At 42.4% G+C, this 19,055-nt stretch carries 13 protein-coding genes and 1 pseudogene; 7 read left to right on the top strand and 7 right to left on the bottom strand.

The window, feature by feature from the left end:
• Both KO512_RS02610 and KO512_RS02615 read left to right on the top strand, forming a co-directional pair.
• Window positions 1–160, top strand: a pseudogene (locus tag KO512_RS02610) (phosphomannomutase CpsG); the annotation flags it as partial.
• 83 nt (window positions 161–243) lie between these two features.
• Entirely contained in the window at window positions 244–645 is a 402-nt protein-coding gene (locus KO512_RS02615; protein ID WP_215950786.1) for a 3-phosphoshikimate 1-carboxyvinyltransferase, read from the top strand.
• A 332-nt stretch (window positions 646–977) separates the two neighbouring features.
• Here the strand turns inward: KO512_RS02615 and cysQ are convergent, their stop codons facing one another.
• Window positions 978–1,757, bottom strand: coding sequence for a 3'(2'),5'-bisphosphate nucleotidase CysQ (gene cysQ / locus KO512_RS02620; protein WP_215950787.1), 780 nt, complete (start codon window positions 1,755–1,757; stop codon window positions 978–980).
• Window positions 1,758–1,819: 62 nt separating this feature from the next.
• Complete coding sequence (locus KO512_RS02625; RefSeq protein ID WP_215950788.1) at window positions 1,820–3,586, bottom strand: SLC13 family permease; 1,767 nt, start codon at window positions 3,584–3,586, stop codon at window positions 1,820–1,822.
• A 1,032-nt stretch (window positions 3,587–4,618) separates the two neighbouring features.
• On the opposite strand from KO512_RS02625, the gene cysD reads away from it, so the two are divergent.
• Both cysD and cysN read left to right on the top strand, forming a co-directional pair.
• On the top strand, window positions 4,619–5,581 hold the full coding sequence (gene cysD, locus KO512_RS20110) for a sulfate adenylyltransferase subunit CysD (RefSeq protein WP_289847205.1): 963 nt from the start codon (window positions 4,619–4,621) through the stop codon (window positions 5,579–5,581).
• Window positions 5,581–7,482: a sulfate adenylyltransferase subunit CysN gene (gene cysN, locus KO512_RS02635; RefSeq protein ID WP_215950790.1), complete on the top strand. Its 1,902-nt coding sequence runs from the start codon at window positions 5,581–5,583 to the stop codon at window positions 7,480–7,482. Before cysD ends, cysN begins: the two co-directional genes overlap by 1 nt.
• 112 nt (window positions 7,483–7,594) lie before the next feature.
• On the opposite strand, the gene KO512_RS02640 is transcribed toward cysN, so the two are convergent.
• From KO512_RS02640 to KO512_RS02650, 3 genes are all read right to left on the bottom strand, one after another.
• Complete coding sequence (locus KO512_RS02640; protein WP_215950791.1) at window positions 7,595–7,933, bottom strand: four helix bundle protein; 339 nt, start codon at window positions 7,931–7,933, stop codon at window positions 7,595–7,597.
• 384 nt (window positions 7,934–8,317) lie between these two features.
• The gene (locus tag KO512_RS02645; protein ID WP_215950792.1) at window positions 8,318–9,730 is read right to left on the bottom strand and encodes a mannose-1-phosphate guanylyltransferase/mannose-6-phosphate isomerase; all 1,413 of its coding nucleotides are present in this window, start codon (window positions 9,728–9,730) and stop codon (window positions 8,318–8,320) included.
• A gap of 244 nt (window positions 9,731–9,974) precedes the next feature.
• Window positions 9,975–11,411 (bottom strand): undecaprenyl-phosphate glucose phosphotransferase, encoded by a 1,437-nt coding sequence (locus KO512_RS02650; RefSeq protein ID WP_215950793.1) that lies wholly within the window; start codon window positions 11,409–11,411, stop codon window positions 9,975–9,977.
• Window positions 11,412–12,316: 905 nt separating this feature from the next.
• Between KO512_RS02650 and KO512_RS02655 the strand changes: the two genes are divergently transcribed.
• The 3 genes from KO512_RS02655 to KO512_RS02665 all read left to right on the top strand — a co-directional run bounded on the left by KO512_RS02655 (window position 12,317) and on the right by KO512_RS02665 (window position 16,449).
• Window positions 12,317–13,444 (top strand): calcium-binding protein, encoded by a 1,128-nt coding sequence (locus KO512_RS02655; RefSeq protein WP_215950794.1) that lies wholly within the window; start codon window positions 12,317–12,319, stop codon window positions 13,442–13,444.
• Window positions 13,445–13,529: 85 nt separating this feature from the next.
• Window positions 13,530–15,191, top strand: coding sequence for an ATP-binding cassette domain-containing protein (locus KO512_RS20425; RefSeq protein ID WP_215950795.1), 1,662 nt, complete (start codon window positions 13,530–13,532; stop codon window positions 15,189–15,191).
• Window positions 15,178–16,449, top strand: a complete 1,272-nt coding sequence (locus KO512_RS02665) for an HlyD family type I secretion periplasmic adaptor subunit (RefSeq protein ID WP_215950796.1) — start codon at window positions 15,178–15,180, stop codon at window positions 16,447–16,449. Before KO512_RS20425 ends, KO512_RS02665 begins: the two co-directional genes overlap by 14 nt.
• Window positions 16,450–16,503: 54 nt before the next feature.
• Here the strand turns inward: KO512_RS02665 and KO512_RS02670 are convergent, their stop codons facing one another.
• The gene (locus KO512_RS02670) at window positions 16,504–17,661 is read right to left on the bottom strand and encodes a DUF1501 domain-containing protein (RefSeq protein ID WP_215950797.1); all 1,158 of its coding nucleotides are present in this window, start codon (window positions 17,659–17,661) and stop codon (window positions 16,504–16,506) included.
• A 12-nt stretch (window positions 17,662–17,673) separates the two neighbouring features.
• Window positions 17,674–19,008, bottom strand: a complete 1,335-nt coding sequence (locus KO512_RS02675; RefSeq protein WP_215950798.1) for a DUF1800 domain-containing protein — start codon at window positions 19,006–19,008, stop codon at window positions 17,674–17,676.
• Between the last annotated feature and the right edge of the window lie 47 nt (window positions 19,009–19,055).

A 19,055-nucleotide genomic window follows, 5' to 3' on the forward strand; every position in this document is an offset into this window, starting at 1 on the left:
CGATTATACCGATGGTATCAGCCTCGATATGGGCGAGTGGCGCTTCAACCTTCGTTCATCCAATACCGAACCGGTCGTCCGTCTTAACGTTGAAACCCGTGGTGATCAAGCCCTAATGCAGTCCAAAACGGATGAGTTACTCACCTTATTAAGGGGATAATCAGTCAATAATAAAATCGCTATTGACTGCTGCACTGTCTTTATATCAGTCCACGCTCAATAGCGATTGTTGGAATATAAACAATGAAACAACCCCAGACTGACGACTGGTTTGAACAAGGCCTTCTCAAACGCATCCCCCACGATCTGCGTGATAGTTTTACGCCAGAGCAATTATCTGCGCTTAAAATAGCTTTTGGTGCACGCAAATGGGGGCAACACCCCATAGATGTGCGTGGTACGCTCAAAGTGTGGAGCTGGCGCTACTACTTCGTCATACTGATGGGCCGCAACAAAAGGGAACTTAGCCGCGCCGAACAGAAAACAGCCGCCTTTGTTCAGGCACTGTTTTTATTGATCTTTCTAACCCTATCGACGCTGTTAGGGCTACTTGTCTTATACCTCGCCAAATCCGCAGCAGGGATAGACCTGTTCCCGAACTTCTCACTCGGCATCTGGGGATGGTTTAAGACCAATATATTGTGATGTTCATATAGATACATCCAAGCTGACAAACAATGAATCTAATTTCCCGTAGGGTGTGAATACGGGCGCATGAACAAACCACATCAACCGATATCCTGTAGGGTGCGGTGAAGCATGAACCGCACCAATGATTTCGGCGAGAAGGAATCGCACCGATCAATCAAACAACCACCGCCGGTGCGATTCGCAAAGCTCATCTGCACCCTACGAGTGTTAATACGGGCGCATGAACAAACCACACAAACCGATGTCTTGTAGGGTGCGGTGAAGAATGAACCGCACCAGTGATTCCGATAAAGAATAAGCCGCATCAATGATGTGAATTTAAACCATCAAGCCCAGCTATCGTCTTTATTCGCACAAACAATGAAAAACGGATTCAGCAGGGTGTCAGGGCGAGTATTGTATAACAGCGGTGTCAGTTCTGGATATTGCAACACTTGTCCACCCGCTGCAGTTACAACTGCATGAGCTGCAGCAGTATCCCACTCACTGGTTAAACCCAAACGCGGATACAGATCCGCAGCACCTTCTGCTACCAGGCAAAGCTTAAGTGAACTGCCCATCGATACGACTTCGGTTTGAGGTAAGCCTTGCACAAACGCCTTAAACTCATCCGATTGATGGGAGCGGCTGCCAACAACACGCCAAACATCTGCATCACCGGGAATTTCAGACACATGAATAGGCTCTACTAGCCCCTCTTCCTCTTTAAATGCACCTTCCGCATCGCCCCAATAGGTAACACCCAGTGCAGGCGCATAAACCACACCAAAAACAGCCTTGCCCTGATCAATCAACGCAATATTAACGGTAAACTCACCATTTTTTTTAATAAACTCTTTGGTGCCATCTAGCGGATCAATCAACCAGTAGGTATTCCAAGACATTCTGCCCTGATGTTCATCGGCGCTGGACTCTTCAGACAATACCGGAATCTCAGGTGTTAGCTGTTTTAAACCATCGACGATACAATGATGAGAAGCAAGGTCAGCTTCGGTCAGTGGGCTCGCATCACTTTTTTCAGAGATTTCAAAACCCCGCTGGTAGATTTCCATAATCGCAGCACCGGCTTGTTTAGCCAGAGCGATAATATCCTGATTGTTAAACATGGCGTCCATCTCTCTTTAAAATTATTAAACTTTGAAATAATCAGTTGAAGCTAAGCCGTGAATTAAAACGGCCAAACCTGTGGTATCAATGTTAATGACACCACCGCCGCAGTAACACTCAACGGTATACCTAAGCGAGCATAATCGGTAAATCGATAACCCCCTGGGCCATACACCATCAAATTTGTCTGATAGCCCAATGGCGTTATAAAACTAGCAGAGGCGGCAAACATCACAGCAATCACAAACGGCATATAACTCACCCCAAGTTGATTCGCTAATGCCATCGCCACCGGAAACATTAATACCGCAGCAGCGTTATTCGTAATCAACTCAGTAAACAAAACGGTTATCAAATACATCAATATCAATGCTTGCCAAGGCGTTATCCCATCATAAAACAACAACCCCTCTGCAATCATACGGGCATTGCCGGTTTTTACCATGGCCGCCCCGAGGGCAAAGGATGAAGCAATAACAATCAATACTGAAAGGTCAACGTTCCGCCGTGCTCTGGATACCGACACACATCGACTCGCTAACATAACACCCGCAGCTAAAATTGACGCTTCCAAAATAGAGAGTATACCCAGCGCACTGACCAGCACCATCATCAATAGCGTGCCGATCGCGAATGGGGCTTTGGCAAAATCAGGAGGGGTCGATTCATTCAAGGCACTGACTAACAGAAAATCTCTGCGCGAGCGATACTGACTGACAAAATCATCACTGGCTTCCATTAAGAGGGTATCACCCACCTGTAAACGAACATCGCCTATTTTTCCATCCAAACGCTGCCCTTGACGACAAACCGATAAAATTGCAGCGCGGTAACGACCACGAAAACGGGACGCTCTAATTGTCTGACCTAAGCCAAAAAATTCAGGACCGATCACCGCCTCGACTAGGCAACGTTCTTGAATCGCAATGTCCAATTTTTCAAAATCATCATGTCGTGGTGCAAGCCCCCTAACCCCGCGTAACTCATGAGCACTTTCCGGGGCACCGATAAAAACCAACACATCATCTGCTTCCAGCACAATATCAGGGGAAACCGCGGTTAATAAGAGCCCTCCCCGTTTGATATCAACAAGATAGCCATAGGTCAACTGCCTTAAACCCGCTTGAGCAACTGTTTTGCCAACGATAGGTCCGCCAGGGGTAACAACCAGTTCGACAACATACTCTCGGGCGGTTTCAAGCTGTTCAACCACACCTTTACGGTCCGGCAGTAACAGAGGAGCTAACAAGACAATCAATCCGCCAGCTATAATAAGCACCGGTACGCCCACCCAAGCGAGGTCAAACATGCCAAGTGCTACCCCAGTTTCAGCCTGCAGTAACCCATCAACAACAAGGTTAGTGCTGGTTCCAACGAGTGTACAGGTGCCTCCCAAGATGGCAGCATAACTAAGCGGTAACAAAAGTTTAGACACCGGGATTTTGATTCGGCGCGCCCACTCCTGCACCGCGGGGATAAACATCGCAACCACGGCGGTATTGTTCATGAAGGCACTTAAAAGAGAGGACGGTAATATCACTCGCAGCAACGATTGCTTCTCGTTTTCCGGTGTACCAAGCAACAGCTGACCGATCCAACGAACAGCCCCCGTCTCTTTAAGCCCTGCCGCAATCACATAGAAAGCCGCAATGGTAATCACGCCAGGATTAGAGAAACCCGCTAACGCCTCAGCAGGCGTCAGCACCTTGGCGATAATCAAAGTCCCCATAGCGGCCATTAAAATCATATCCGCCGCTATACGGCTAAATACCAATAACAAAAGCACCGATCCAAGAAGAACCAGTGTTAATACGGCTGAAAAATCCATATTCCGACTTTTAAGTTGGTGTCTTGCTGGTTATTCAACGTATTTGGCTGACTAAAGTCATGCATACGGACCAATAACCAGACTAAGACACATTATGTTTAACAAAGAATGATTGTCAGCATACCGTCAATTTTGTATGATCTCAATTCTAACTCAGGAATATTCATTATGAATGGCAAGAAACTTTCTCCAATAGCGCTAAATAAGCTTAGAAAAGAAGCGGTACAGCTGCGTCTTAGCGGAGAAACCCTTGCCTCTATTAAACAGAAAACGGGCCTTTCAAATCCCACCATTATATCTGCCTATAAACGTTTTACAGAAGGTGGCTGGGAAGCGGTGAATACCGGTAAGCGAGGACGGCGCAAGATAGCTTTACCGTCGGGACCGGGCTCTCCCGATGAATGTCTGAAATTCATGCTAACCAACTCACCAGAGAATAATCACCTTTGGGATAGTCAGGCCGTTCAAGCGTGGTTCAGTCATCAGCAGCAATCGATTTCAGCCAAAACGGTCAGCCGTCACCTAAAAGCATGGGGAATATCCGCACCGCCGACCGATAAAGTCGATTCAGCGCAAGCTTGGCTCAGCTTATACCATCCTGAATTCAATAGCGGTGAGCTTCAGCCAAACAGTGATGCTAGCGGTTCGAACACTGACCACCACGCAGATACAGCTACTCAACAAACCATTCACAGTAAAACCAAAAAGACCAAAGTAGGAAGCCCTAAAATATTAAAGGGCGGTATTGGTACGCTATCTCTTTCTGCGGAACAAAAACAAGCGGGATTGAGCGGCTATTTTATTTACGCGCAAGATTTCAGAGGCAAACTATACTGGCTAACAACCGAAGCCAAGCCAGACAGTTTAAGTATTCTTTGTTTTCTAAAGCGCCTCAGTAGCCAGATCACCTCCGATCTCATACTGTCGTTCCATAGCGTTTCACTAGACAACTTTACTGATATCCAACAGTGGCTAAGCAGTCAGTCACAAATCACACTATTAACCTACACAACATCAAAAAAGCGCAGCACGCTGTCAGGCTCTAAGTCTTCAGTTGCTGAAAATGAAACTACTCAGTCATATGTGAGGAACACGATGGCATTAACACACCTACAGAGACTGGAAGCGGAAAGCATTCAAATAATGCGCGAAGTCGTTTCCAAAGCCGACAATCCGGTCATGCTTTACTCCATCGGTAAAGACAGTGCCGTGATGCTTCACTTAGCGATGAAAGCGTTTCACCCATCCAAGCCTCCATTTCCGCTACTGCATGTAGATACCGGTTGGAAATTCCGCGAAATGTATACTTTTCGTGACGAATTGATAAAGACCCTTGGCGTCGATCTGATCACCTATATGAACCCTGAAGGTGTGGAAAAGGGTATCAACCCATTCACCCATGGATCAGCGCTGCATACCGACATCATGAAAACAGAGGGCCTAAAGCAGGCTCTCAATAAATACAAATTTGATGTTGCCTTCGGTGGTGCACGTCGTGACGAAGAGAAATCCCGCGCTAAAGAGCGGATCTTCTCTTTCCGTACTGCTGACCACCGCTGGGACCCGAAAAACCAACGTCCCGAACTATGGAAAAACTACAACGCCAACAAACGTCCCGGCGAATCGATTCGGGTATTCCCTCTATCCAACTGGACAGAATTGGATATCTGGCAATATATCTACCTAGAGCAAATCCCCATTGTGCCGCTCTATCTATCGGCTGAACGCCCTGTTGTCGAACGGGATGGCACGTTGATTATGGTTGACGATGAGCGTATGCCATTACAACCAAACGAAGTACCGATGATGAAAAGCGTGCGTTTCAGAACCCTCGGCTGCTACCCACTCACCGGCGCAGTAGAATCTGAAGCAGACACCCTGCCAGCGATCATCCAAGAGATGCTGCTGACCAAAACATCTGAACGTCAGGGGCGTATGATCGACCACGATAGCGCCGCATCCATGGAGAAGAAAAAACAGGAGGGTTACTTCTAATGGCACACTCATCAGACATGATATCCGACGATATCGTTCAATACCTGAAAGATCACGAACAGAAAAGCCTGCTACGCTTTATTACTTGCGGTAGCGTTGACGATGGCAAAAGCACCCTCATTGGCCGGCTGCTATTCGAATCAAAACTGTTATTTGAAGATCAACTGGCAGCGGTTGAGGCAGAATCGAAAAAATTCGGTACCCAAGGCGATAATATCGACTTTGCGTTACTTGTGGATGGCTTAGCCGCTGAGCGTGAACAAGGCATCACCATCGATGTCGCTTACCGCTTCTTCTCTACTGATAAACGTAAGTTTATCGTGGCCGATACACCGGGGCATGAGCAATACACCCGCAACATGGTTACAGGTGCATCCACCGCCGATGTTGCTATTCTGATGGTTGATGCTCGTCGCGGCATCTTGACCCAGACACGTCGTCACAGCTACCTAACATCTCTGATCGGCATCCCACATATTGTCGTTGCTATCAACAAGATGGATCTGGTGGATTATTCAGAAAAAACCTACAACCAGATTAGAGAAGACTATCTCGAATTTGCTGAACAGATCGGCATTCAGCAGATTACCTTCATACCTATGTCAGCATTGGCCGGTGACAACATCACCGAACCTAGCAACAATATGACCTGGTATCACGGCACCACATTGATGGGTTACTTGGAAACCGTACAGGTTGACGATGAGCTAATGCAGAAAGAGCCATTTCGTATGGCCGTGCAATGGGTTAACCGACCAAACCTTGATTTCCGAGGTTTCGCCGGTCAACTCGCGAGTGGTGTGGTCAAACCTGGCGACCGGATTCGCGCATTACCCTCAGGCAAAGAGAGTACCATCGCCACTATCTCAACCTATGATGGCGACCTACCACAGGCGGTAGCTGGGCAATCGGTCACACTGACACTGAACGATGAGATCGATATCTCCCGTGGAGACATGATCACCTCAGCGTCAGAACCTGCCTCCATTGGTAAACAGTTCGAAACCACGGTCATTTGGATGCACGAAGAGCCTCTAATGCCGGGCCGAACTTATCTGATGCAGATTGGCACAAAAACCGTGACCGCCTCCATCACTGATATTAAGCATCAGGTCAACGTCAATACGATGGAACACTTAGCCGCTAAAAAGCTTGAGCTGAACGGCATCGGTGAATGTAACATCAGCATCGATCAGGATATCGCTTTTGACTCCTACAAAGCCAACCGCGATACCGGCAGCTTTATTCTGATCGACCGGATGACCAACAACACCGTTGGTGCGGGGTTGATCAACTTTGCTCTGCGTCGCAGCACCAATATCACCGTGCAGCACACCGAAGTGAATAAAGAGGTTCGCTCAACACTGAAGTCTCAGAAACCCTGCGTTATCTGGATGACCGGTCTATCGGGTTCTGGCAAATCAACCATCGCCGATCTCGTCGAGCAGAAGCTACTCGCTTCTGGTCACCATACCTATCTATTGGATGGTGATAATGTTCGTCATGGCCTAAATAATGATCTTGGCTTTACCGATCAAGATCGAGTTGAAAATATCCGCCGAATTGCCGAAGTCGCTAAACTAATGGTCGATGCTGGCCTTATTGTACTGACTTCATTTATCTCGCCTTTCCAAGCGGAAAGACAGATGGCTAGAGATATGCTGGCAGAGGGTGAGTTTATAGAGATCTACGTCAACACTCCGTTAGAAGTTGCTGAAGACCGTGATGTTAAAGGCCTTTATAAGAAAGCCCGCCGCGGAGAACTGAAAAACTTCACCGGTATCGACTCTCCTTATGAAGCCCCAGAGCAGCCAGACCTTAATCTGAAAACGTTAGAAATGACGCCAGAAGAAGCAGCCGATAAAGTCATTGAGTTGCTAAAACAGAAACAGATGATTTAAAAAAAGAGGTCCGAGGTCCGATCACTTCGTTTGCCCGAACGCTGTGCTAGTCCGAGTAAAGCCGATTACGCTCTTTCGGACCTCGGACCTCGGACCTCGGACTTCAGCCTTTTTACCCTGTTTTTCTAATCAATCCTGTGAGCATTTTTTGAATATCACTAAGCTCATCGCGCCAATGATAGCCATCTTCAGGGGAGATATAACCTATTTTTTGACCAATATAGACCTGCGTTTTTAGCTCACCGGCAGAGCCTCTCGCATAGTAATAAAATTGCTGTTTCTCCTTAACAGAGCCTCGTTCAAAACCTTCAGCAATATTACTAGGAATCGATAAACCACTTCGCGTGATCTGATCTTTAAAGCCATAATCACGACAATTTTCCATCGCCTTATAAACATCACAACTTAAGCGACAAGAACGTTTCCATACATCTAAATTTTCAAAGCCCATCACAACCTCCATATTGAAGAGCCGATCACTTCGTTTGTCCGAACGCTTCGCTAGCCCGAGTGGGCCCGATCACTTCGTTCGTCCGAGCGCTTCGCTTGTCCGAATAAACCCGATCACTTCGTTTGTCCAAACGCTTCACTAGCCCGAGTGGGCCCGATCACTTCGTTTGTTCGAACGCTTAACTAGCCCGAGAGGGCCCGATCACTTCGCTTGCCCGAACGCTTCGCTAGTCTGAGTAAACCCGACCACTTCGCTTGTCCGAACGCTACGCTAGCCCGAGTGGGCCCGATAACTTCGTCCGAACGCTTCGCTGGCCCGAGTAAAGCCGATTACGCTCTTTCGGACCTCAGACAAGCGCAGCGTTCGAACCTCGAACTTCGGCTCTTAAGCCCTGCCGTACTGATCTTCCAGCCGCACAATATCATCCTCACCTAAATAAGAACCAGACTGAATTTCAATTAACTCAAGCTCAACTTTGCCTGGATTTTCCAAACAATGAATCTCACCTAACGGAATATAGGTCGACTGGTTTTCAGTCACTAAAAAGGTCTCATTACCCTTGGTAACATTGGCTGTGCCACTAACCACAATCCAATGTTCAGCACGGTGATGATGTTTCTGCACAGACAACCGTGCGCCCGGTTTAACGGTAATGCGCTTAACCTGATAACGATCCCCTAGATCGATCGAATCATACTTACCCCAAGGGCGATAAACTTCACGATGCTGGAAGGTCTCGTTACGGTCAGCATTTTTAATCTCGGCGACAATCGCTTTAACATCTTGGATTTTGTCTTTGTCCGCCACCAACAAAGCATCCGGCGTATCGACAATGATCAAATTATCCACACCCAGTGTCGTAACCAAACGATTGGATGACATCACAAATGAATCACGTGTGTTATGCGCAATCACATCACCATCCAGCACATTGCCGCTACTGTCTTTATCTTTAATTTCCCACAATGCAGCCCAGCTACCTACATCACTCCATCCGGCATCAAGTGGGAGAACAACGGCACGATCCGTCTTTTCCATCACCGCATAATCAACTGATTCATCTGGGCAGGCCTCAAAAGCTGCGGCATCAACACGAACAAAATCCATATCCGCAATCGTCGCCTGCATTGCTTTTTCACAGGCCGCTAAGATATCTGGACGATATTTACCCAACTCCTCAAGATAGCGGTCGGCACGAAACATGAACATACCACTGTTCCAATAATAACCACCTTCAGCCAAATAAGATTCGGCCGTTGCCAGGTCAGGTTTCTCCACAAATGCCGCAACGGAATACGCTTTAGACGCTTGATCTTCAAGCGCACCAGACATATCGGCTTTTATATACCCATAACCCGTTTCTGGTTGGTTGGGCACGATACCAAAGGTCACCAGATAGCCATCTGTCGCTAAGGGTTCAGCTTGGGCAACAACCCCTCTAAAAGCGGCCTCATCTTCAATAACATGATCCGCAGCTAACACTAACAGACACTCATCCCCCTGCCCTTTGCTAACCGCTTGCAACGCCGCCAACGCAATCGCTGGAGCGGTGTTACGTCCAACAGGTTCTAAAAAAATAGAACAGCTCTGATTCATAACGCGCATCTGCTCTGCGGCGAGAAACCGATGTTCCTCATTACAGATCAAGTTAACCTGGTTAACATCGCCTAAGCGACTGACCGTCTCTTGCAACATAGAGAAGTCACTATGAAGAGGCAGAAACTGCTTAGGATACTGTGTACGAGAAAGAGGCCAAAGCCGAGTACCGGAACCGCCAGCCATAATGACAGGAATCATACAAAACATCCTTTTAGTTCATAGATTTAAAAATTTATGATTTAAGCTGAAATACAGCATTAAATACACATCAACAAGACAATGGTCGAACACCCAACCTGACCAAAATACAGCTATTATTACAGACCATGCTAACGCATTAGAAATAACGAAAAGACCACCAGAAGACCTAGACAACACAGCCCTACTGGGCAAGAAAAAAGCCAACCCGGTCAGCACTCAGGAACCAAACACCTAGACAAGATCAATAAATATCTTTAGAAATCAGACTAATAGGCGTCTTAATCAAGATTTTTAAATCCAAGCTTAACGACCAATTATTGATATAAGCCAAATCAAACTCAACCCGCTTTTCCATTTTATCTAGCGTATCAGTTTCACCCCGAAAGCCACTAATCTGCGCCAACCCCGTAATACCTGGTTTAATACGGTGCCTAGCCAAGTAAGCGTTTACCTTATCAGAATAATAGTTGTTATGAGCAACAGCATGGGGGCGCGGCCCAACCAAAGACATAGTACCTTGCAGAACATTAATAAACTGAGGCAGTTCATCAATAGAAGTACGACGGATGAACGCACCAACTTTAGTCACTCGAGAGTCACCTTTTGTTGCCTGCTTAACTTCAGTATCGTCATGCAAACGCATACTACGAAATTTCCAAACCTTTATGATTTTTCCATCAAAGCCATGCCGCTCCTGTTTAAAAAACACCGGTCCCTCGGACTCTCGCTTAATCAAGACAGCAATAACAAGCATCAAAGGACTAAAGGCAATAAGCGCTAAAGCAGCCAACACTTTGTCTAAAATATTTTTGATTACAATTTGGCTGCGCCTGGAAGTCATCGGACTTTCGTTAAGAGAGATCAACGGCATCCCAGCCACCTCGCGGATGGAGTGGTTTAACAAACTCAAGCTAAAAATGTCAGGCACCCAGATAACATCGACATTCATATCCAATAGATTGATATGCAAAGCTTCTATGGTTTTAGATTCAGCAATCGGTAACGCAACATAGATACGTCTTATATGATTCTCAATAATAAGTTGCCGTAAACCACTAATACTTCCCAGCAAAGGCAACGGAAGACTCGTAGAATCATGCTCTGATAGCGATATATCATCAGACTGAACAAAGCCCAGAACACGATCAGGCAGCCAATCGTTACTATTAAGGTTTTGAACCAACTTATTGGCCAAATCCCCAGTACCTAGAACCAGCGTTGGAATTTCACGAGAGAACATTTCGTTATAACGCTTGTGCAGCGTACCAAGCAGATTCATGCTTATCAACTGCAGCACATACCCAACCACAGCCCACTCAATCAACACCTCACGAGAAAAACTATCACCACTTTTAGTGACAAAACCCACTAGCGCCAATAGTAATAGCACATGCACCCACGCAGATAGTAAACGGAATGCACTTTTGTAAAAGCCAAGAGACTGGCGATACACGCCACGACGACGGTAAATAATCCAGACACAAAAAAGGGCGACCACAGCCAAAAGTCGATAATTGGTAGGTATAGCCCCTACTTTAATAAAAGTGAAAAAAAACAGAGTGCCGCACACAATCACCAAGTCTACGAAGTGTTGAACCCAGAACCCTAGTGATTCATGATTATTTAAAAGCCGGCGTTTACGCGCAACAGTACCATATGGCGTCACTTTAATATTCATGAGTAACGTCTCCCCTCGGAATCATGATCGACATTTCCTTTAACCCCTCTCCCTGTGAACTCTTTTTTACACTGCGCGCGTTACTGCTTCATTAAAGCTACAGAATGATTAAGCTAACGCTCTATATTGCACTGCAACACAAAGATAGCAACACTACTCTTTTTATATAAGCAACCGCAAATATTTTATAAATATATCATCATACAACACATGTGGCACAGAGCAATCGCAACAGTAAAGGGCCAAGCCCATCACCGAAAGCCTCTGTTACAGTTTCTTAATTTTAAAAACACACAAGACCTATCTCATAGCCACACTGATAACCGCACCCAGTAGCGACACCAGCCTAACTTATTAGGACACTTACGAACGGAAAACCCAACCTAGTCATTCCAGTCACCCATATTATACAACCAGTCAGAATAAGACCTTGAAAGACAGGAAATCAATGCGCTTTAACCAAACAATTCAAACAAACGTTCACATACAAAAAAAACTTCAACCCACCTCCCAAAATAGGCACAAACTCCTTGCAAAACTGCTATGATCAATTGCTAAACGATATAAAACCAATAAACAGAAAAAGCCAAAAGCCAACATTAATCTTAAAAAACAACAACTTAATAAAAAAAACACTATCGTTTACCGAAAAAATTATTCACAAAAAAAACAGTTTATTTTACCTCCCAAAATGGTATATTAGCACTTGCAGTGTTGATATTCTGTATACCTTGATGTCGAATGTCAAACAAAAGCATACATTTCAATAAGTTATAACTTGAGATTATGCTTAAGACTCAAAACTGCCAAATAATAGACACTGCAAGCCAACAGTCTTTGCCTATATAAAGGCAGTTTTGCGAAGGCCGCTGGATTGCATATTCATTAGTTAAAGGAATGGAAAAATGAGTACAATCACAGGTACGAACGCAGCTGACACACTTACTGGAACAACAGATGGAGACATCATTAATGCCTTAAAAGGTGATGATATTGTTTCAGGCGGCGAAGGTAACGACGAAATATATGGTGCAGCTGGTAATGATGAGCTATCAGGTGATGCTGGTGATGATTTAATTCATGGCGGCAACGGTGATGATTACATTGAAGGCGGCACTGGAGCAGACACACTCTATGGTGAAGGTAACAATGACACCATCTACGGCGGTGAAGGCGATGACATAATTGATGGTGGCGGCAGCGACGACTATCTTAATGGTGGCAGTGGTAACGACTACATCGAAGGCTCACTGGGAGATGATACCATCATAGGTGATAGTGGTGATGATATGCTCCGAGGCGGTGACGGTAATGACACAATCACTGGTGGCCTAGGATCTGATATCATAACCGGCGGTGAAGGCGATGATAACATTCACGGCGGCGCAAGTGAAGACATTCTAAGCGGCGACGGCGGTAATGATACAATTAAAGGCGGTCATGGAGATGACATCTTGCTCGGCGGTGGAGGCGATGACGATCTAAAAGGCGGATTTGGCAATGACATCGTTGAAGGCGGTGCCGGTGCAGATAAACTGGCAGGCGGTTCAGGCGATGACCTACTATTAGCCGATGAAGACGATGTCTCTTACAAAGGTGGTGATGGCTTTGATACTCTTCAGGTAGCTGACTCTGACGGCGATAACCTTGTATCAATTGATTTAAGCACTAACCTGAATAAAGGTATCGAAGCAGTACTCGGTGATTTTGACGATGTAGTTGACACATCTGTTGAGATTAGTCTTTCTCGGATCTCAAATGATGATGCCAATATGACTGACAGTGGTCAATTCGCAGACACATTCCTTGCAGTCGGTATTGATGAATTATTGATTAGCGACACTGACTGGGATTTCAGTTCAGTTACCGACCTAGATAGCAGCCAAGAAAGCGAGTACTTAGCCCTACTCGGACTGACTGATAGTGTTGACCTATTCTCTTACTCCTTTACAAACATTGGTGGCGACACAGTCACAATTGTTACGGATATGATAATGGATGCAAGTGAAGATTCATTTCACGATATAGCCTAAGAAGTGTACGATGTAAAACAAACGGCAAGGAGAAATACTCCTTGCCGTTTTCTAATTTATTATGACTTTTATGTCAGGAGTCTAGGTGCAATCAGTATCTTATAAAAAAAACCTTATTAACATGTCTGCTTGCATTAAAACGGGCATGAAAAATATTCTATTTTTCACACTTATTAGCAATTTAATACTGCTTATATTTCCTATTTATTCGTTTCAAGTTTTTAATCGAGTACTCACCTCTAAAAGTGAAGAAACATTAATATCCCTTTCCATAATTGCATTCTCATTATTAATAATTTATGGCTTAATAGAATTCTGTCGTCATAAAATAGCTAACTATATAATCAATGACATCTCCTCGACATTATCCGACGCGATTAGTAATGAAAAGTTAAGTGAGAGTTTTGCAACTAAAAACAGTAGTAAACTAGAATCACTTGTAACAACCATCTATAAGGGTATCTATCCCAGCGCACTCCATATTGCAGAACTACTTTGGAGCCCTATTTTTTTAATATTCCTTTGGTTGTTACACCCTACATATGCTCTTATAGCATTATCAATGATAATAATTTTCGTCTCCTTATCACTTATTAATCATTACAAAAACAAAGACGATAAAGATCAGCCAAAAAAAATGATATTTAATGGCTTAGAAGATTCGATCAAATGTACAAATACAAGTAGTTTTCTAGCCGAAGAGTCAATTCGAATAGAAGAAAAGTATCAAACAGAGAGAGCGTCACAAGTTGATTTTATAATATTAGTATCAACCCTTTCTAAAACAATACGTTTAATAGGCCAAATTTCAATTATTGGTGTTGGTGCCTTTTTATATATAGAAAATCAAATATCTATTGGCACAATGATTGCCGGCACACTCATCTTTAGTCGGTCATTACAGCCATTTGAAAGTATGGTACTCAATGGACGATCTTGGATAATTTTTTATAAATCATTAAAAGAGCTACAATCAAGACTTCAGCACACATATAGAGATTTTCCGAGAACTACATTATCTAACATGAGCGGTCAGATACGGATTCATAATGCTTTAATTTTCCATCGTCATACCAAAAATATATTTTTCAAAAAACTTAGTTTATCCATAGATGCTGGTGAAACAATCGCCACCCTTGGTGGGTCCGGCTCTGGTAAGTCGACACTACTGAGAACCATTGCCGGATTACAGGAAGTGGAAATAGGAAATATCACAATTGACGGGGCTATGCTCGAACAGTGGGGAAACAATCTCTATAACTATCTTGGCTACTATTCTCCCGATCAAACTTTTATACCTGGTACTATTAAACAAAACATTTCAAGATATAAAGAAAGTGATGATAGCGTTGTTTCAGCCTGCAAGGTGATTGGAGTTCATCAAAGTATCATTAGCTTACCTAATGGTTATGATACAAATACTGATGACTTAAAATCGCAGTTAAGTAGCTCAGAGTATCAACGATTACTTATTGCTCGGGCTATTATTTTAGATCCTCAAGTTTTAATTCTCGATGATGCTGACTCCTTCCAAGGCCCTGATGGTGAAATGTATCTCAAAAAAATAATACTAAAAAGAAAAGAATCTGGTAAAACAACTATTATCTCCTCGAAAAAGCCTTCATTAATAAATCTTTGCAATAGAGTTATCATTTTAGGAAAAGGAACCATAGAAAAAATTCTTTCTCCAGAACAACTTGCACAAATAGGAAAAAACAAACTAGAGATTAGCAATGAAACAAAGTAGCCAAACTTGGTCAAAAAAAGGTTTTTTAATTGTAACTGGTGCATTTTTATTACTAATTCCTGTTTTGTTTTTCCTTAAAATACAAAGTGCAGCAATGGCCCCTGGGATCTTAATTATAGAGAGTCAAAGAAAGACTATTGCCTACTATCGAAACAGTTTGGTTAAAGATATAAAAATAAAAGAAGGCGATGAAGTTACCAAAGGGCAATTATTAATTCAGGTTGATGACACAATAGAAAAATCAAAATATGAACAAACCAGGGATGAGTTTTTATCATATTACGCATTATACTCTAGACTTATATCAGAGTTGGATCAAAAAACAAAAATAGACATCTCTGAAAGTTTCGATTCAGTTGATCTTTTGAAAAAACATTTAGAACAACAAAATAGAATATTTTTTCAAAGAAAAGAAAAAATAGAAGGTCAAAAAGCAGTTATACAAGAAAAAATAAAACAAAATGAAGAACAGATCACATCTTTAAAAAATCAATTAAGCTCAAACAAACGAATACTGCGAACCATCATGGAACAAATTTCCATGCAAAAACCACTAGTAAAAAAAGGGCTTGCATCAAAAGAAAAAATACTTCAATACATGATTGATCAAGCCGAAATAGAAGCAAATATTGGAAGCAATCAGTCAGATATTCACAATGCATTAATCTCAATAAAACAACTTGAACAAGAGTTAAAAAATACAGATATTGATTTTTATAGTCAAATCAGTCAAGAGTTAACATTAACTGAAAATAAACTATTTCAACTGAAGGAAAAACTTTTTCAAGTGAAGGTTGATTTAGAAAGAACAAAAATATTTAGCCCTGTAGACGGAACAGTCGTTGGCTTATCAATTTATACCAAAGGTGGTGTAATCTCCGCACATTCAACCCTACTGCAGATAGTGCCCAAAAATCGTAAGTATATTGTTGAAGCGCTTGTTGACCCTAAAGATATTGATATTATTAACCCTGGGGATGAAGTCAGCATAAGGCTTAGTGCTTACAATTATAGATCTGTAGAACCGCTGTCAGGCAATATAACCATAGTCTCTGCTGACAGAGTTTCCGATCCAACAACTGGCGTCTCAGCATATTCTATAAGAGTACACTTAAATGATCCGCCTACAAATATAAAACTATACCCAGGTATGCAAGCTGAAGTTATGATTCTCAAAGAAAAACGAACCATAATGGATTACCTATTAACTCCAATCCTTAAAGGCTTCGACCGCTCATTGAAGGAAAGCGATCAGTAACTAATCTCTCTCTTTGATAACTGGCCGCTAATCAATGAAAAATATTGTCTCTTTTTAATTAATATTACCAGGGTAAACAAAGCCCAACCCTTGAATTCCATCAGCAATTTGATAATCTCTTTGCCACCAATCAGTAATGATCGTCTGATATAAACGGCGAAAATCAGTAGTATATTTCCAATCGTCATTATCAAGATCCAATAGATCAGGAACCTTACCGTAATGGCCTCCTTTTACTCGACCACCCATAACAATATGGGTAGCCGCTGTTCCATGATCAGTTCCTCCAGAACCATTTTCGGCTATTCGCCTGCCAAATTCCGAATATGTCATTACCAATACATTGGGCCAGTGACCAGAAGATTGAAGCTGAACCTTTAAGCTATTTAAACCAGTAGCCAACTGTTTTAATAATTGACTATGCTTCAATCCCTGATTGCTATGTGTATCAAAACCAGTCAAGGCGACTTTGAAAACAGGGACGCCAACGTTAAGTTGAATTAATTTACAAATATCGGCTAAATTTTTTCCGAAAGGAGTTTTAGGAAAAATATCTTTTAGATCATTTTCGGCAGAAAAATCATTCCGTAATAACTCGTTACCATTACTAACAAAATTTTGAGCATTTATAATACTCATTAATGCATTATTATCACTATGATAAAGACTAGCCGATATATTTTCAGCATCATTGAGAAATTTTGATATACTTTTCAACTGAAGAAAACGGCTCTTTCCTCCTGAAACACAGCGAGCATTACGACCAAAAACAATACAATCGAGCTTATTCGCTCCCATACCACTTACAACATCAGAAAGCCAACCTCTTTTGAGAGTTTCGTTAGAAGTGGAGCCGGTATCCCAAATGTCAATTGAACGAAAATGAGATCGATTAGGGTGTTCATAACCTAAACCATGTATTAATGCTAGATCCTTAGATTCCCAACTAGTATAAAGAGCTTTAAGTGATGGATGTAACGAAAATTCATCATCAAGAGCGATTAGTTTATCAGGAGAAACTCTTAGTTTTGGCCTTAATTCCTTGTATCTATCTAATTGTCGAGTGGGTATAAAGCTATTAAGACTATCATTTCCTCCATTCAATTCAACCAACACAAGAATTGGCACAGCATTGTTAACATTTGCAACTAAATTTAAAGAGGAAGCAAGAGGAGATAAAGCTGCAAGCTTTAGTAAAGACCGTCTTTTCATAAACTCAACCTATTATTTTAGCTGCCAGACAGCATCATCTAACAACTGTTTAAGTTTACCTAAACAATCGGATGCATCAAGATCACTTATCGGAGGTAGTGCAGCAGAAAAATTTAGCTTCCCCCCCTTGCATACATAATGCGAAAGATCACTATTCTTTTCATTTACACCCCGCATTATTCGTTCAGAAAAACTAACCCTTGTTAGCATTCTATCTGCCGTAACCCACTCATTACCAACAGGCCAACCTTTTACGTTAGGAGGATTGAAGATATCTTGCCCCATTAACATAGAATACGAAACGATATCTTTTGATGAAATCATTTTATTACCCACCATACGGGCAGTACCGATGATTAGCTCTAGTGGAGATTTAATCATTTTCCCTTTATCAGCATAAAACTGGTCAGTCGCAAGTATATTATCAACAAGCTTACCAATATCCCAATCATCAAAAAACATTAAGCTAAGACGTGAAATTTCCGCTTCATCAGTTTTACTAACAAAATGTGACCAAATTTTTCGAGTAATATATTCCGCTGTTTTAGGTTGTTTAAGTATTTGATCAACAGCAGACTTAACATCATAGTTTGCACTATGATTGAAAAGAACTTTAGAGTTGTTATCATGCTTTCCACGCACTACCTGAGTTTCAAAAGTCTCTTTATTGACGGTTAATCCTGTTAGGGCTCGTGCGAGCTCTTTAATATCTTTTTCTGAGTAATTACCCTCTCCCATAGTAAAAAGCTCTAACATCTCTCTGGCCAAATTTTCATTAGGCTTGTTTTTAATATTAGAAGTATTGTCCAAATAAATTAACATAGCAGGATCCATTAACATTTCCTGCAAAAAAATATCAAATCTCCCAAGAGCAAAGTGCTCTATAAGAAGATGTTGTTTGTAAATAAGTTGGGGTTCTTTAACTTTTTTTAAAGACGTCGTAAAGTGATTATGCCAAAACAAAACCATTGCATTTTGTAAACCATAATTACTTTTCATAAGATAATCCGCGTACCAATATTTCAGTTGCCTTTGGCATTGCTTGCGTGATTTTGCAAATTTTTTACGATCAGACTTAGTTAATGATTTTCTGTATGAAGTCGGCATTGGTGGTGACTGAAGACAATCGGGTAGCAGGGAGACTCGTTTTTCAAATTTTGTGTTTTCATAATCATTACTTAATCCACAACTATGAGGCTCTCCCAGTAAATTTGTACGTAAGTTTAAGTGCGTACAAACCTCTGGTTTACTTTCAATACTGGTAGCTTCTACATAACTAGGACATAATACTAGAATAAAAATAAACATACGATTTATCGCAAAGCTATACCTCAGCGTAAATTCCACATAACACTCCTTCATTAATATTCATAGTCACTATATTGACAACTACC

The sequence above is a fragment of the Amphritea atlantica genome, from assembly GCF_018860855.1.
Lineage (GTDB): Bacteria > Pseudomonadota > Gammaproteobacteria > Pseudomonadales > Balneatricaceae > Amphritea > Amphritea atlantica_A.

Coding starts and splice junctions, on each gene's coding strand:
- KO512_RS02625 (WP_215950788.1), bottom strand. CDS start 3,586: ATGGATTTTTCAGCCGTATTAACACTGGTTCTTCTTGGATCGGTGCTT.
- KO512_RS02655 (WP_215950794.1), top strand. CDS start 12,317: ATGAGTACAATCACAGGTACGAACGCAGCTGACACACTTACTGGAACA.
- KO512_RS02615 (WP_215950786.1), top strand. CDS start 244: ATGAAACAACCCCAGACTGACGACTGGTTTGAACAAGGCCTTCTCAAA.
- cysN (WP_215950790.1), top strand. CDS start 5,581: ATGGCACACTCATCAGACATGATATCCGACGATATCGTTCAATACCTG.
- cysQ (WP_215950787.1), bottom strand. CDS start 1,757: ATGTTTAACAATCAGGATATTATCGCTCTGGCTAAACAAGCCGGTGCT.
- KO512_RS02645 (WP_215950792.1), bottom strand. CDS start 9,730: ATGATTCCTGTCATTATGGCTGGCGGTTCCGGTACTCGGCTTTGGCCT.
- KO512_RS02670 (WP_215950797.1), bottom strand. CDS start 17,661: ATGAAAAGACGGTCTTTACTAAAGCTTGCAGCTTTATCTCCTCTTGCT.
- KO512_RS02640 (WP_215950791.1), bottom strand. CDS start 7,933: ATGGGCTTTGAAAATTTAGATGTATGGAAACGTTCTTGTCGCTTAAGT.
- KO512_RS02665 (WP_215950796.1), top strand. CDS start 15,178: ATGAAACAAAGTAGCCAAACTTGGTCAAAAAAAGGTTTTTTAATTGTA.
- KO512_RS02650 (WP_215950793.1), bottom strand. CDS start 11,411: ATGAATATTAAAGTGACGCCATATGGTACTGTTGCGCGTAAACGCCGG.